The organism is Klebsiella sp. MBT K-1 (genome assembly GCF_002556465.1).
Lineage (GTDB): Bacteria > Pseudomonadota > Gammaproteobacteria > Enterobacterales > Enterobacteriaceae > Klebsiella > Klebsiella grimontii.
Map to the genome: position 1 here is coordinate 1 of NZ_PDEL01000025.1, position 14,503 is coordinate 14,503.

The window sequence follows — 14,503 nt, forward strand, 5'->3', positions numbered from 1 at the left end:
GGGGAAGGGGTCAGCGTGGGGGAAGAGGCGACGGCGGTGATCCGCGTTGAGCGCCTGCGCATCGCTTCGGCGCCTGAAGAGAACATGCTGGCGTTGCCGCTGTTGACCAGCATGTACCTCGGCGACCGCTGGGAGTATCTGTTTCGCACCGAAGGCGATGATTTCGCCATACGCGCCTACGGCAGCGCGCTGCGCGATGCCGAGCGTTGCCATCTGGCGTTGCCCGTCAGCGACCTGTGGATCTTCCCGAAAGGTTGAGATAAAAAAAGCCCCGGCGGTGAAGCCGGGGCAAACCATGTCAGAGCTTATTTATTATTAGTTAAATACCATGCCGCCATCGATCAGCAGCGATTGGCCGGTCATATAGTTGGAGTCCGGACCGGCGAGATAAGAGACGCAGGCCGCGACGTCTTCCGGCTCGGATAGCCGTCCAAGGGTAATGCGTTTGGCGAACTCCTGGGTTCCGTAACCCAGCGGTTTACCCGCCGCTTCGGAAACCTGGCGGTCAATCTCCGCCCACATTGGGGTTTTGACGATCCCCGGGCAGTAGCCGTTAACGGTAATCCCCAGATGCGCCAGATCGCGGGCGGCGGTTTGCGTCAGGCCGCGCACGGCAAACTTACTGGAGCTATAGACCGCCAGCTCCGGGTTACCTATATGGCCCGCCTGGGAGCAGGCGTTGATGATTTTGCCGCCGTGGCCCTCTTGTTTAAACGCCTCGACCGCGGCCTGGATGCCCCAGATAACGCCTTTGACGTTGATATTGTAGACTTTATCGATCACGTCCTCGCGAATCTCCTCGATTGGCGTGGAGGGCGCAACCCCGGCGTTGTTGACGATCACGTCAAAACCGCCGAGGCCCTTGCGCGCCTGTTCGACGGCGGCAAAAACCTGATCGCGTTGAGACACATCCACCTTCACCGCCAGCGCCCGGCCGCCGCTGCGGTTAATTTCATCGGCGACCGCCTGTGCGGTGGCGTCGTTATAATCGGCGATAGCCACGGCAAAACCATCTTTCACCAGGCGAAGGGCGATAGCTTTACCGATACCCTGGCCCGCGCCGGTGACGAGTGCGACTTTTTTCATTGATAGATTCCTTCTGTAGTGACTCAAAGTATTTGACTGAGATGGAGCTGGCCCATCAGCAGCGGGTTATCGCGGTAATCCACGGGGATGGCCACGACGGCGGGGCCGTCAACGTCCATCGCCGCCCGCAGCGTCGGCTCAAGGGCTTCGGCGCTCTCTACCGCAAACCCTTTGGCGCCGAAGGCTTCGGCATAGACTTTAAAATCCACCGGGCCGAACTCAACGCCGGAGAGCCGCTGGTATTTTTTCTCCTCCTGAATCGCCACCATGTTGTAGCCGTTATCGACCCAGATGATATGCAGGACGTTCGCTTTCAGCCGTACGGCGGTCTCCAGCTCCATGCTGGACTGCAGGAAACCGCCGTCGCCGGAAACGGAAACCACTTTGCGCTGCGGATTGACCAGCCAGGCGCCAATCGCCCACGGCAGCGCCACCCCCATGGTCTGTTGACCGTTGGAAATCATCACCTGACGGGCGCGGAAGCTGTAGAGATAGCGGGCGATCCAGATATGAAAGCTCCCCATATCGACGGTCAGGGTGACATCGCTATTGACGATGTCCTGCATGGCGCGAACGATGCGCAGCGGATGCAGGGCGAACTGGTTCAGCTGCGCGCCGCGGCGGTTGAGGAGCTCCCGCTGATGCTGGCGATCGACCAGGATCTCGGCGGCCTGCGGCGACAGCACCAGCTGGTGGTCGATGCGCTGAGACAGTTTGTTCAGGGTGGCGGCGATATTGCCGACCAGCTCGACGTCCGGGGTATAGTTACGCTCTTCGTAAGCGGGCAGCACGTCGATATGCACCAGCGTAGCGTTACCGTTATTCCACATGGCCGGCTCGTACTCCACCGGACTATAGCCGATGCAGATGACCAGGTCGGCGAGATGCAGGAGTCGATCCCCTGCCTGGTTGTTGAACAGCCCAACCCGCCCGGCGAAGCGGGTAAAGTGGTCCTGATTGACCGCGCCGGCGGCCTGATAGGTGCTGGTTACCGGGATATGGCTTTTTTTCAGTAATTCGCGCAGCGCCGCGCTGTTTTCCGTCTGGCTGGCCATCAGGCCGAGCAGAAATATCGGATTTTTCGCGCCGGCAATCATCTTCGCGACTCGCGCAATGGCTTCGTCCGGCGCCGCGCCGGTCTGCGGCGCATCGCCGGCAGGCAGAACCCTGGCGTGGACCGGCCCGTCGACCACGTCCTGCGGCAGGCTGACGAAGGCGCTGCCGGGGCGTCCCTGCTCGGCTGCGCGAAACGCGTTGGAGACAACCTCCGCCAGCGCTTCCGGCGCGGTGACTTCCACCGAGTATTTGGTCACCGGGCTAAACATCGCCACCGTATCCATACTCTGGTGCACCTGTTTGGCCTTATCGGCGCGTTTTACCGCGCCGCCCAGCGCCACCACCGGGTCGCCCTCGCTATTGGCCGTTGCCATCCCGGTAATCAGGTTAGAGCAGCCCGGTCCGGACGTGACCAGCGCGACGCCCGCTTTGCCGGTGATGCGGCCAACCGCGGCGGCCATAAAGGCGGCGTTGGCTTCGTGGCGCACCGGGATAATGCGAATGGAGGAGTCGAGCAGCGAATCGAAGACTTTATCGATTTTGGCCCCCGGAATGCCGAACACCTGGCGTACTCCCTGGGCCTCAAGCTGGCTGACGATGAGGTCGGCGCCGTGCGCCCACTGGCGCGGTTGATGTTGATTATCCACGAGAATCTCCTTAGTTTTCGACTGAGCGAATGGCTGCATCAAGATTGTCTGGATGCAGATCCGCCTGCAGGAAGGCGCTATCGGCAGGAAGGTCAATCATCAATTTGTGGATCTCGCCAAAGGTCAGCACGCCGTGGTCGAGCTGATAATCGAGCAGATGGCCGCCGCCCTGGCGGTCATCGGTGATGAAGTGTTCGTGGTAGCCGGCCACGTTAATGCCCTGCATATGCTGCGGCGTTCTGAACCCAACCAGGACCCCCTCGCGCTGGTTGAAGCGAAAAACCGGCTGGTCGTCGAGTACGTCGGTCATCGCCCGATAGGGCGGCGTCTGGCGCGGTACCGTGCGGGTATGGGCGTGGCGAAAATGGCCGTTAATACGCAGGGCGCAGAACAGATTGTCCGACGGGATTTGCTGGTCGATGATGTCGTGCAGCTGTTCGCGGCTGACCGGTTTATCGAACGTTTTGCGATACTGCGGCTGAAACCAGGTCATCACCGCGAACGGCGTACGCTGTTCCATACGGGCTTTGCGGGCGCTGCCGTCGGCGCGCAGCTGGTAAACTTCGCTGCTAAACGCGATCAGCTCGCCGTCCAGTTCATTAAAGGTCCCGAGGCCGAAATCACCGTGGGTGAGCAAATCGGCGATGGTCGTATTACCTTCATAAACGCCGCTAAGCAGCGCGCTCATCAGAGAGGTCTGGTAGATGACGCTATCGGGATGTTGCGCGGAAAATCCTCGTAGAGTTTCACACAGGCCCTCTTCACAAGAGCATTCAGCAGAATGGTTCATTGCCCACTTCCTCGTTCAACGAATATCAGAAAGGTTAAATAAATGTTGACCCGATTCAGCTCACAGTTCCAATATAGAATCTATGATTGTTTGAGACGTTTTCGATATGGAACTTCGTTATTTGCGCTACTTCGTCGCCGTCGCCGAGGCGCGGCACTTCACTAAAGCGGCAAAAGAACTTGGCATCTCCCAGCCCCCGCTAAGCCAGCAAATTCAAAGGCTTGAAAGAGAAATTGGCACACCGCTTTTCCGCCGTTTAACGCGGGGCGTCGAGCTGACGGAAGCGGGGGAGTCGTTCTATGAGGATGCCTGCCAGATTCTGGCGTTAAGCGACGCGGCGCTGGAAAAAACCAAGGGAATTGCCCGCGGGCTGAACGGTCGCCTCTCGCTGGGCATTACCAGCTCCGACGCTTTTCATCCGCAAATCTTTAGCCTGTTACAGCAATTTCAGCAAAGTTACCCGGGGGTGACGTTACATCAGGTCGAGGGCAATATGGCAACGCTGATGGGGGCGCTTGGCGAAGCGGAGCTGGATATTGCTTTTGTGCGCCTGCCCTGTGAGAGCAGTAAAGCGTTCAATCTGCGGATTATCGATCAAGAACCGATGGTGATTGCCCTGGCGCGTTCGCACCCGCTATCGTCCCACCGCGAGCTGACGCTGGAGCAGTTGACGGACGTGGCGCCGATTCTTTTCCCGCGTGAAGTGGCTCCCGGACTCTACGAACTGGTGTATAACAGCTATCTGCGCGCCGGTATTGATATGCAAAGCGCCTATCAGTCATCGCAAATTTCATCGTCATTGAGCATGGTGGAGGCCGGATTCGGCTTTGCGCTGGTGCCGCAGTCGATGACCTGCATCACGCTGCCCAACGTGAGCTATCATCCGCTGATGGGGACGCCGCTGAAAACCGATATCGCTATCGCCTGGCGGCGCTACGAGCGCTCGCGCACGGTGAAGCGTTTTTTGGCCATGTTTTAACCGGCGGAGTGACGACGACAGGAAATATTTAACGCTTTTTAAAACTGTTTAAGAAAGGTAGACGTTGGCGGCGGTTGGGCCTCGCAGTCCGTTGACTCGACGAAATTCGACGCGGATTCCGGGGCTGATTGTGGTTGGTTCGCCGGGCGATAATGCGGAAATATGAACCTGAACGTCTTTACGACCATCGGAGGGGATTATCAGGCCTTTGCCTGTTTTATTATCAAACGCTTTGACAATACCTGTCATTTTTTGGAACAAATAAATACCTTTTAAATATGAAAACCGGCACGACTATACCGTAAGCGCGCGGGAAGTCTATTCAAATCAAAATAAAACCCGCGCAGGCGGGCTTTTTTTGCCAAATGAGTTCGGCGCTGGCTGATTATTGCGCAATCACGCGCGGCAATCGGCATCTGGCAAGGGAATAATTATGCAGCGGATCGTGATGAGGACTGAAAGAGTTTATGGCAGTAGGGGCAAATGAGTTGCGCACCTTTTTGGACTCGGCTGAAGCTGTGTTCTGAGTCCTGAGAGCAGTTAGGGCAGGAGCATTTAACGAGATAATTACGGCGAGTTTTAGCGTCTTTGCGTTCTGACATATGATATTTCCTGATTTAAGAGTGTATGACCATACAGCATTTCGCGGCAAATAGCTCTAACTCATTCTGGGCAGCCAGCGGCGCGGGTGACGAGCGGAAGAGCGCGCAAACGCAGGCCTGGCCAGGTGCGCAAGAGAGGAATTTTCCCCTATTTTTTTGTGATTACCATCACCCTCTAAAATTAAATCGTTTTATATCAATGCATTAAAAGATACGAACTTTGGTTGCCAGAGAACGTTTTTCTCCATTTTTCCCTGATTAGAGGGAAAATAGGCAAAATTTTCTTTCCCGCCTGATATATATTTTAACGGTAGTCGGGCAACGCAAATCATGCTGTTAATGATGCGCTAGTCATATTTTTTAGGCTATTAAACGGAGTTTTGGCGGTTGTTTTATTCGCCAGCTGCGCTGACCATGACAATAAGAGCTCATGACATTTTATATCTGATAATAATTTGAGTGTACCCTATGAAAACCAGAACTAAAGATATTGCTACCCTGGCGGTTCATGCTGGAAATCAATCCGATCCGGTAACCCATGCTATATTTACCCCGATCGTCACGGCCAGCTCATTTATTCAACCTAATCTGTATGAAGGTGGCGATTTTTGTTATTCCCGGGTCTCTAATCCAACGCGTAAAGCTTATGAATCGGCTCTCGCCGAACTGGAAGGCGGCATTTACGCCACCGCCACCGCCTCGGGAATGGCGGCGACCAATATCGTTATGGAGCTCTTACCCAAAGACGCCCATATTATCGCGATGAAAGGCGTCTACGGCGGAACCTGGCGGCTGTTTGAAAAATTAAAAACGCATACCACCGGCGTCACGATTTCTTATATCGATCTGAATGATGAGCAATGCCTGATAAACACTATTCAGGAAAATACGGCGTTAATCTGGATTGAAACGCCGACGAATCCCTTACTGGAACTGGTCGATATTGCGAAGATTTGTCGTATTGCCAAAGAACGCGCTATTACTACCTGCGTCGATAATACCTTTGCCAGCGCCTGGAACCATAAGCCGCTTGAAATGGGTGCGGATATGGTCATGCTCTCTACCAGTAAATATGTCGGCGGGCATTCAGATTTAATTGGCGGCGCGGTGATCACTAATAATGAAGCGCTGGCGTCCCGTCTTGATTTCATTAAAACCACACTCGGCTCTATTGCTTCGCCATTCGATGCCTATCTTGCCCTGCGCGGCATGAAAACGCTGGATCTGCGCATGGCGCGTCAGTGCGGCAATGCGCTACGGGTAGCGCAATATCTGGAAAATCATCCGGCGATAGCCAGCGTCTACTACCCGGGCCTGCCGTCGCACCCGCAGCATCAGCTTTGCAGGCAGCAAATGCGTTCGGGCGGCGCGGTGGTGACCGCGACGCTGAAGGGAGATATCCAGAGCCTGAAACGCTTTATTGGCGGTCTGCACTATTTTGTGCTGGCGGAATCGCTGGGCGGAGTGGAGAGCATGATCAACCATTCGGCTTCCATGTCCCACGGGGCGATGTCAAAAGAGGAGCGGGAAGCCATCGGGGTTTACGACACGACGCTGCGTTTCTCCGTCGGCATCGAACATATCGATGATTTGCTGCAAGACCTGGAGAGCGCTTTCGCCGCTATGGACATCACACAGGATAATCATCATGCATGACTACGGTATCTGGACGATTATTACCCCGCTGGTCACGATTATTCTGGCGATCCTGACCCGCCAGGTGATCCTCTCGCTGCTGACCGGTATTTTTGTCGGCTACGCGGTGATTAACCACAGTATTATTCAGGGGATTGGCGGCACCCTGAACGGGATTATCGAAACCTTCGCCTCCGCCGGTAACGCGCGAACGATTGTGTTTATGGTGATGATCGGCGGCATTATGCGGCTGATCGTGGTGACCGGCGGGGTGCGTAAACTGGTGCAGTTTCTCTCGGAAAAAAACGATTTTGTCACCAATAAAAAATCGGTACAGCTGCTGGCGATGCTGGTGACCTCGTTGATTTTTATCGAGAGCTCGATAAACCAGCTGATCGCCGGCGCTTCGACAAAAAACCTGGCCCGGCGCTATAAAGTCTCGCCGGAAAAGATGTCCTATATTATCCAGACCTCCTGCGTATCGGTCTGCTCGTCGGTGATGATCAACGGCTGGGGGGCGGCGATGATGGGCGTTATCGGGGTGCAGATTGCGCAGGGTTACCTGACCGGCGAGCCTTTTGAAGTCCTGGCAAGCTCGATGATCTGGAACACGATGGCCTGGTTTTCATTAGCCTCGGTGCTGTTTTATATTCTCTCCGGCTGCAGCTGGGGGCCGATGAAAAAGGCGGAGCTAAAGTTTGAAACCGCGCTGATGGAAATCGAGCAAGAGCAGGGGGCAGACGAAGCGGACCCTGTTATCGATCACCCGGCCTGTCACTCGCTGCTCAACTTCTTTATTCCGATTCTTTCCACCGTCTTAATGGTTCCGGTGGTGCTATATATCACCGGCGATGGACAGTTCTCCAAAGGCAGCGGTTCGATGTCGGTCTACTCCGGCGTCATGTTTGGTACCGTCGTCTCTTTTATCTGGTTCCGCGCGCGCGGTATTCTGAACGTTGAGAACTTTTTCAAAGAGCTGTATATCGGCTACGCCAGCATGGTGAAAATTAGCTCAATCATGATCCTGGCTTTCCTGATGGGGCATATTTCAGCGGAACTGAATACCGGGCAGTATATCGCTTCCATTACCTCCGGCGTGATCCCCTCCGGATTCTCGATCGGCTTTATCTTTCTGATTGCTGCGGTCATGTCGCTGGCGACGGGCACCTCATGGGGAACCTTCGCCATTATGATCCCGATCGGCGTTCAGCTGGGGGTCTCATTAGGCATCGATCCGCACTTTATGATTGGCGCCGCGATTTCCGGCTCAATTTTTGGCGATATGACGTCCCCGATCTCCAGCGATGCTATCGTCGCCTCGATGGCGACCAACTGCGACCATATTGAGCATATTCGTACCCAAATGCCCTATGCCCTGGTGACGGGGAGCCTGGCGCTCATGGTTTATTTAATCGTCGGTTTTACTCTTTAATTCATAGGGTTAAGAACGGGTTACGCCTAAAGTTATTGCTCCAAAAAATGCGCCGCGGTAAATAACGCCAGTGTAGAATATTTCACCCCGCGTTATGCTTCGTTCCCGGCGCTTACCGCCTGATAACGCTTGTGCGCCATAATTTCGATGATTTGCCGGTCGGTGTGCTGCATGGCCCGCCCGGCAATGGCGCAAAGATTAGCAATCGAGTTTTCCACATCGCGATCGACGATGCCGTCGTTGCCGGAAACGACGGAGTTATCCAGCGCCAGCAGAATCGCTTTCCAGGCGGAAGAGATGCTGGTGGAGACCTTCATGGCGCAGCTGCCGGAAGCGCCATCGCAAATGATGCCGCTGACGTCGCCGATCATGTTGTTGATCGCCATGGCGATGGTGTCAAAGCTGCCGTTCATTAACCAGATAATCCCCGCCGCCGCGCCCATCCCGGCGGTGGTGGTGGCGCACAGGGCCGACAGGCGCGGGAGTTTACAATGGATATAGATGGCGACCAGGTGCGAGAGCGCCAGCGCGCGGGCCAGCTGCTGCCGGCTGGCGTTAAGACGTTCGGCGGCCACCACCACCGGCATGGTCGCCGTAATGCCCTGGTTGCCGGAACCGGAGTTAGTCATCGCCGGTAGCGATGCGCCGCCCATCCGGGCATCCGACGCGGCGCTGGTGCGGTAGAGGATCTCGGTAAACATATCGTCGGAAACCAGCCCGTTGTCGACCTGGCGCTTCAGAGTCGGGCCGATATGCAAACCCCACTCCTTAACCAGGCCCTTCTTTGACAGGGCGTCGTTCATCGCGCCCGCCTCGAGAATAAACGCGATCTCGTGCGGCGGAACCTCGCAAACGAAATCATAGATATCGCGCAGTGAGCTGCGGGCAACCAGCGTCAGCGGGTCGACGCCACGATCGCTGGCCGCGCTTTCGTGCTTGATAAACAGGGAGTGGCCCATTTTTTCAATGGCCACGACGTTGGTGTGGTCGCCGATGATGGTCACCGTCGCGTGCTCATCCCCCGCGTAGACCTTAGCGCGAACGTACAGAATCTCATCGCAGGGCTCCTGCAGTACCACGCGCACGGCGCCGGCCTCAAGCAGCGCCCTGGCGGCTTCCATTTCCCGCCGGGTGGCTCTCTTCAGCACCTCGAGCTTTGCCTGCGGATCGCCGGCGATGGCGCCGAGGGCCGCGGCGATAGGCAGGCCGGTCATTCCCGTCCCCGGGATAGTCACGCCCATGCCGTTTTTCATTAAATTCGGCGAAACCGCCGCTTCAATACGCACCACCGCGCCGGAGAGCTGCCGCGCGGCCACGGCGCAGGCGAGGGCGACGGAGACCGGTTCGGTACAGCCCAGCGCGGGTTTGACTTCCTGTTTCAGGGCGTGAATAAAGGCGTTCCATTGAGCATGATTTTCCCGGTATGACATGACTGAGCCTCTGGGTCGGTACAGAAAAATGTCCGTCGAGCGAAGGCGTCCTTTCCCGACGTGGATTTACGCCTGCGGGCCGAGGGAGGGCAGTATGGCCGACAGGGACGATAGTCAGAATATTACCGCACCCGGCAGAGAAAAAAGTTGCAGGTTAAATTTGTAAAATGGCGTATCCGGAGAAAAATTTTCTTTGAAAGACGCGCTGAAGACGCTTTTAAGACCGACGGGGGGCGGCGAGGTGGGCAAAAAAACCGGCAGGATTGCCGGTTTAGCGGTTAGATCTTACAGGCGTCGCCGCAGTCATCATCGGCAACAATGGCCTGCGCTTTTTTATCGGCATCTTCAAGACGTTCAGCGTTGCGCTCTTGCGCTTCTTCCAGTCCGTTAAAGACCAGGTTATCGAGATCAATTTCCATGCGTTACCCACTTAAGTTCAGTTTTGACCGTGAGCAAGTATAGGCAAAACGGCTGGGGGATGCACCCGGCGCGCGCGCCGGCAGCACAGAGCGGTAAGTGCGGGTAGGTTCTGTTAAAGAAGGAAATAACCGGCAACCTACCAATAATAATAGTTGAAAGACTATTTCAGAATCTGGCGGCGCTTATTTTAGCGCTGAGCAAATTATTTATTAAACGAATCGACAACGACCGGTAAGTTAAACATTGACTTGTATAAACTATGCTAATATTGGCGGGCTTATGGATGTATCTATGGATTATGGTCAATGGCTTCGACAACCGCAGTAGCCGCTATCAAAGAATGGCGGAAAAATAATAAATTTATTTGTCACGTTAAACTCAACTATAAAAAGGCATTGCGTAAATGCCGCGAGATATCGCTAATCGGAGGGAAATATAAGGAATATCAGACATTATGTGAAAACTACGCTTGCGCGAAATTAACCGGCGCAACCGAGGGGCTGGTTAACTTTGAAGATAAACCCTTCAAAGCCTATTTAAATAAAAAAATGTCAAAAAGAGCGAAACTCAATATTGCTCATGGCGCATTGAATTTTATAGAGAAAACCTTCCGTCCCGAGGCGTTGCCGCAGCTGTACGATATGGCGGCGTTCGGTCGTTCATTAATCGCTATTCCGCTGAAAAACGGTACCTGTATTGATGTGAAGCTTCTGGCATCGCCTTTTCAGGAGGAGGGGGAGCTGATGCTGTTAATGTTCCTCGGCGATAGGCGCGTCTACAGTATCTGTTTTTCCTGTACCGCAGATGGTCAGGCGTGGATTGGCGGGATCCAGGGGGGGAAAGACATTGATAATGAAGAAGTGAAGGCGCTGACCAAAGAGCTTTACGGCATCCGCCCTAAAAACTTAATTATCACGCTGCTGTACGGCTTTTTATCGCATTTCAATATCAAGGAGATCTATGCGATTGACAGCCATTATCATGTTAAAAGTGAGAGAGTAAAAACCAGTTATTCTGAGCTTTGGCTGGAAATTGGCGGCGAGAAGCATCGTCGCGGCTGGTATAAATTACCGCCGAGCGAGATAAAGAAAAGCCTGGAAGAGGTTAAAAGCAAGCACCGCAGCCAGTTTATCAAGCGAGAAGGCTTGAAAGAGCTCGCACAGCTGGATCTTGCCGCCGCGCTACGCGATATTTGCGTCAAGCGTAACGGCTAATTACCCTCGCTGCGTATTTGCCGGCGGGCGGGGGGCTGCCCACCGGCAATATCGGGATAAACCTGCGCTGATGGACAATAATTTCATAACAGGAAAGCTGAGAAACCTTAAAGCAATGGGCATAGTTAAGAGAGATAAGGCCAATTGTAGAGATCTCCTGGGGGCGCAGATAATATGACGATAAAAACGCATCTGGCTATTCATGCCAAAAATGAAAGGATCCGTTTCAGCATTACTGACGCGTCCGTCGTTGTTGCGATTTAAAGACATGCTGCCTCTGAATATTGATGCATCCAGTCAGCGAATCGCCATTCGGCGTTTTAAATAACCGTTGCGCCGTACGGCACCGCGAGCCGTTGCTGTTGCGCTGATTCAACAGTCCCCGTTTCCGGAGGCGGGTTTTCACCAGCGCCATCGTTCAGGGTTTCGGTATTCAGCGAGAGATCGTTTTGCGATGGAGGCTGGGTTAGCTGGGTTTTACTCGTTCGCCATCGCAGGCACGGCTGATATCTCCGGCGCCAGGGAGGCTGAACGTCGGGCGCCACGCGGCCCTGCGGCAGTCGTTATAGCCTGGTATCCGCGCAACTTACTTTTATAAATTAAAAAATTTTAAACATTTCATGCGTGATAGTTTTACATTATTTTTACAAATGAATATAATTCCTTACGTTCTTCGCTCTGTCCGGGAGCGTCCAACCAACATGATATGCGGTCTGTGCTCTTATCTGTTCGATAAGGCGCTATTTATATTAGATGTTTTGGTTTTTTCGACTGAAGTCGTATGGAATGAACTATGGACGAACGACAAGGTAGCGGGAGAGGGGTTTTCTTCACCGTTTACCGATTACTTTTTGTATTACTCAGCTTTGGCATTGGACTCTTTTTCACTCTCTGGGGGGGCAAACTCCTCTCTCTCGGCGGCAGCGCCTGGTACCTGTTAGCCGGTCTCGCTTATCTGCTCATCGCCGTCGGTTATCTCATCCGCAGCCGCTATGTCCTGCCTTTTGCCATTCTGACTTTCCTGTTGACCCTTTGCTGGGCGCTGTATGAAGTGCAGTTCAGCTACTGGGGCCTGATCCCGCGGCTGGTGGTTCCCGCGCTGATGCTGATGCTGGCCCTGTGGCTGGCGGCGACGCTGCCGATGCGGCCTGCGCGGCGGCGCTACGCCAACTGGAGCGCCTCGGCGATTTTCCTCGTGCTGCTGGCGACCCTGGTATCGGCGTTTTACCCGCACGGCGCCATTCATAACGGCGTAGTCAACGCGAGCGGCGACGCAACGCCGACCCTCGCGTCGAAAAGCGATAACTGGGCGTTTTTCGGTCGCGATGCCTCCGGCACCCGTTTTGCGCCGTACGATGAGATTACCCCGCAAAACGTCAAAAATCTGAAAGTCGCCTGGACGTACCACACCGGCCGCCGTCTTACCGGCGCCGGCATTGGCGTCGATGAAAATACCCCGCTACAAATTGGCGACACGCTCTACTCCTGTACGCCGCTGAACGTTGTCACCGCGCTGGATGCGGATACCGGTAAAGCGCGCTGGCGTTTTGACCCGCACGCAGGTACCGCCGAACACGTCACCTGCCGCGGCGTTGGCTATTACGATGTACAAAGCGATGATTCGCTGAGCGCGGAAGAGAAGGCCAGCCCGGCGCTGCTGCAGTGCCCGCAGCGTATCCTGGTGTCGACCGTCGACGCCCGGTTGATCGCCCTGAACGCCAAAACCGGCGAACCGTGCGACGACTTCGGCGAACACGGTAGCGTCGATCTGAAGCAGGGGATGGACAATACCGAAAACAGCAAACGCTACCACCCGACCTCGACGCCGGTGATTATGGGGCATATTGCGGTCCTCGGCGGCTGGGTGCGCGATATCGTGCACGGCGAACCTTCCGGCGTGGTACGGGCGTTTGACGTACGAAACGGAAACGTGGTGTGGGCGTGGGACGTCGGCCAGCCAGAAAACGTTACCGACCCGGTAAAAGGCCGCGTCTACACCCTTGAAACGCCGAACGTCTGGACGGTGCCGGGCTTTGATAAAGAGCTGAACCTGATTTATCTGCCGACCGGTAACGGTCCGCCGGACTACTGGGGCGGCGATCGCAACGCGGCCAAAGAGAAATACGGTTCTTCCGTGGTGGCGGTGGACGCCAGCACCGGCGAGACGAAGTGGGTCTTCCAGACCGTGCATCATGATATCTGGGATTACGACCTGCCGTCGCAGCCGGTGCTGTTCCATATGAAAAATGAGCGGGGCGAAGAGGTTCCGGTCCTGATCCAGACCACCAAAACCGGGCAAATCTACGTGCTTGACCGGCGCACCGGTAAGCCGGTAACCCGGGTAGAAGAACGGCCCGTCGCCCACGACGGCGCGGAAGGCGAACACCTCTCCGCCACCCAGCCGTTCTCCACCGGTATGCCGCAGCTGGGCGTCGAGCCGCTCACCGAGAAATCCATGTGGGGCGTGACGCCGTTCGATCAGCTGATGTGCCGTATCGATTTCAAAGAATCGACGTATCTGGGGATGTACACGCCGCCGTCAGAGAAGCCGTATATCGAATGGCCGAGCCTGCTGGGCGGCATGAACTGGGGCGGCATCACTATCGATGAGCGTACAGGAACGCTGTTCGTCAACGATATGCGTATGCCGCTAAGAATGTCGCTGGTGCGTAAAGAGGACATGGCGAAATATAAAGTCTCCACCGACGAGGTGCCGGGCTTTATGGGGACCGTGCGTCCGCAAATCGCCGGGCCATACGGCGGCGTGCGGATCGATATTTTGCAGTCGGCGCTGGGCGTCCCCTGTAATACCCCGCCGTTTGGCACCATGAGCGCCATCGATCTCAATACCCGTCAGCTGATGTGGCAGGTACCGATGGGATCGGTGGAGGATACCGGGCCGCTGGGGCTGAAAACGCATATGCATATCCCGCTGGGGATGCCGACGCTGGGCGGCCCGACGTCAACCGCATCCGGCCTGGTGTTCTTCGCCGGAACCCAGGATAACTACCTGCGCGCGCTGGATTCCGCCACCGGTAAAGAGCTGTGGCGCGCCCGTCTGCCGGTAGGCGCCGTGGCGGCGCCGCTGATCTATAAATCACCGAAAACCGGTAAAGAGTACGTGGTGATCTCCGCCGGGGGCGCCAGCCACTCGCCGGACGTGGGCGATGATATTATCGCCTTCGCGCTGGAGGAGTAATTAACCCCGATTT

The 14,503-nt window shown here is 55.5% G+C and carries 12 protein-coding genes and 1 pseudogene; 6 read left to right on the forward strand and 7 right to left on the reverse strand.

The features are described from left to right. A pseudogene (locus CMQ96_RS26460) lies at window positions 1-258 on the forward strand (ABC transporter ATP-binding protein); the annotation flags it as partial. A gap of 57 nt (window positions 259-315) precedes the next feature. Here the strand turns inward: CMQ96_RS26460 and CMQ96_RS26465 are convergent. The 3 genes from CMQ96_RS26465 to budA are packed head-to-tail and all read right to left on the reverse strand — an operon-like array spanning window position 316 to window position 3,579. Continuing rightward, window positions 316-1,086, reverse strand: coding sequence for a (S)-acetoin forming diacetyl reductase (locus tag CMQ96_RS26465; RefSeq protein ID WP_024357942.1), 771 nt, complete (start codon window positions 1,084-1,086; stop codon window positions 316-318). A gap of 23 nt (window positions 1,087-1,109) precedes the next feature. Continuing rightward, on the reverse strand, window positions 1,110-2,789 hold the full coding sequence (gene alsS, locus CMQ96_RS26470; protein WP_024357943.1) for an acetolactate synthase AlsS: 1,680 nt from the start codon (window positions 2,787-2,789) through the stop codon (window positions 1,110-1,112). A 10-nt stretch (window positions 2,790-2,799) separates the two neighbouring features. Further along, on the reverse strand, window positions 2,800-3,579 hold the full coding sequence (budA, locus tag CMQ96_RS26475; RefSeq protein ID WP_098067565.1) for an acetolactate decarboxylase: 780 nt from the start codon (window positions 3,577-3,579) through the stop codon (window positions 2,800-2,802). Window positions 3,580-3,685: 106 nt separating this feature from the next. On the opposite strand from budA, the gene CMQ96_RS26480 reads away from it, so the two are divergent. Beyond that, the gene (locus tag CMQ96_RS26480) at window positions 3,686-4,558 is read left to right on the forward strand and encodes a LysR family transcriptional regulator (RefSeq protein ID WP_024357944.1); all 873 of its coding nucleotides are present in this window, start codon (window positions 3,686-3,688) and stop codon (window positions 4,556-4,558) included. A gap of 48 nt (window positions 4,559-4,606) precedes the next feature. Here CMQ96_RS26480 and cspF read toward each other — a convergent pair whose 3' ends face one another. Continuing rightward, window positions 4,607-4,819: a cold shock-like protein CspF gene (gene cspF / locus CMQ96_RS26485; RefSeq protein WP_004136705.1), complete on the reverse strand. Its 213-nt coding sequence runs from the start codon at window positions 4,817-4,819 to the stop codon at window positions 4,607-4,609. 170 nt (window positions 4,820-4,989) lie between these two features. Further along, window positions 4,990-5,160, reverse strand: a complete 171-nt coding sequence (locus tag CMQ96_RS28780) for a YnfU family zinc-binding protein (protein ID WP_216356110.1) — start codon at window positions 5,158-5,160, stop codon at window positions 4,990-4,992. A 468-nt stretch (window positions 5,161-5,628) separates the two neighbouring features. Here CMQ96_RS28780 and CMQ96_RS26490 point away from each other — a divergent pair, with 468 nt between their 5' ends. Together CMQ96_RS26490 and CMQ96_RS26495 are read left to right on the forward strand one after the other, a co-directional pair. Further along, complete coding sequence (locus CMQ96_RS26490) at window positions 5,629-6,816, forward strand: PLP-dependent aspartate aminotransferase family protein (RefSeq protein WP_098067566.1); 1,188 nt, start codon at window positions 5,629-5,631, stop codon at window positions 6,814-6,816. After that, window positions 6,809-8,227, forward strand: a complete 1,419-nt coding sequence (locus tag CMQ96_RS26495) for a Na+/H+ antiporter NhaC family protein (RefSeq protein ID WP_004136708.1) — start codon at window positions 6,809-6,811, stop codon at window positions 8,225-8,227. The genes CMQ96_RS26490 and CMQ96_RS26495 overlap by 8 nt, the downstream gene beginning before the upstream one ends. Before the next feature lie 92 nt (window positions 8,228-8,319). Here the strand turns inward: CMQ96_RS26495 and CMQ96_RS26500 are convergent, their stop codons facing one another. Both CMQ96_RS26500 and CMQ96_RS26505 read right to left on the reverse strand, forming a co-directional pair. Continuing rightward, a complete protein-coding gene (locus CMQ96_RS26500; protein ID WP_004136709.1) occupies window positions 8,320-9,657 on the reverse strand; it encodes a serine dehydratase subunit alpha family protein in 1,338 nt (445 codons plus the stop codon). A 278-nt stretch (window positions 9,658-9,935) separates the two neighbouring features. After that, window positions 9,936-10,076, reverse strand: a complete 141-nt coding sequence (locus tag CMQ96_RS26505; RefSeq protein ID WP_098067567.1) for a hypothetical protein — start codon at window positions 10,074-10,076, stop codon at window positions 9,936-9,938. A 306-nt stretch (window positions 10,077-10,382) separates the two neighbouring features. On the opposite strand from CMQ96_RS26505, the gene CMQ96_RS26510 reads away from it, so the two are divergent. Then, a complete protein-coding gene (locus CMQ96_RS26510) occupies window positions 10,383-11,291 on the forward strand; it encodes a DUF535 family protein (RefSeq protein WP_004136711.1) in 909 nt (302 codons plus the stop codon). 793 nt (window positions 11,292-12,084) lie between these two features. Further along, window positions 12,085-14,490, forward strand: a complete 2,406-nt coding sequence (locus tag CMQ96_RS26520) for a membrane-bound PQQ-dependent dehydrogenase, glucose/quinate/shikimate family (RefSeq protein WP_098067568.1) — start codon at window positions 12,085-12,087, stop codon at window positions 14,488-14,490. The last annotated feature ends 13 nt before the right edge of the window (window positions 14,491-14,503 follow it).

What these genes read in the sequence shown, in the direction of transcription:
- CMQ96_RS26465 (WP_024357942.1), bottom strand. Translation starts at nt 1,086, where the DNA reads ATGAAAAAAGTCGCACTCGTCACCGGCGCGGGCCAGGGTATCGGTAAA.
- budA (WP_098067565.1), bottom strand. Translation starts at nt 3,579, where the DNA reads ATGAACCATTCTGCTGAATGCTCTTGTGAAGAGGGCCTGTGTGAAACT.
- CMQ96_RS26480 (WP_024357944.1), top strand. Translation starts at nt 3,686, where the DNA reads ATGGAACTTCGTTATTTGCGCTACTTCGTCGCCGTCGCCGAGGCGCGG.
- CMQ96_RS28780 (WP_216356110.1), bottom strand. Translation starts at nt 5,160, where the DNA reads ATGTCAGAACGCAAAGACGCTAAAACTCGCCGTAATTATCTCGTTAAA.
- CMQ96_RS26490 (WP_098067566.1), top strand. Translation starts at nt 5,629, where the DNA reads ATGAAAACCAGAACTAAAGATATTGCTACCCTGGCGGTTCATGCTGGA.
- CMQ96_RS26495 (WP_004136708.1), top strand. Translation starts at nt 6,809, where the DNA reads ATGCATGACTACGGTATCTGGACGATTATTACCCCGCTGGTCACGATT.
- CMQ96_RS26500 (WP_004136709.1), bottom strand. Translation starts at nt 9,657, where the DNA reads ATGTCATACCGGGAAAATCATGCTCAATGGAACGCCTTTATTCACGCC.
- CMQ96_RS26505 (WP_098067567.1), bottom strand. Translation starts at nt 10,076, where the DNA reads ATGGAAATTGATCTCGATAACCTGGTCTTTAACGGACTGGAAGAAGCG.
- CMQ96_RS26510 (WP_004136711.1), top strand. Translation starts at nt 10,383, where the DNA reads ATGGCTTCGACAACCGCAGTAGCCGCTATCAAAGAATGGCGGAAAAAT.
- CMQ96_RS26520 (WP_098067568.1), top strand. Translation starts at nt 12,085, where the DNA reads ATGGACGAACGACAAGGTAGCGGGAGAGGGGTTTTCTTCACCGTTTAC.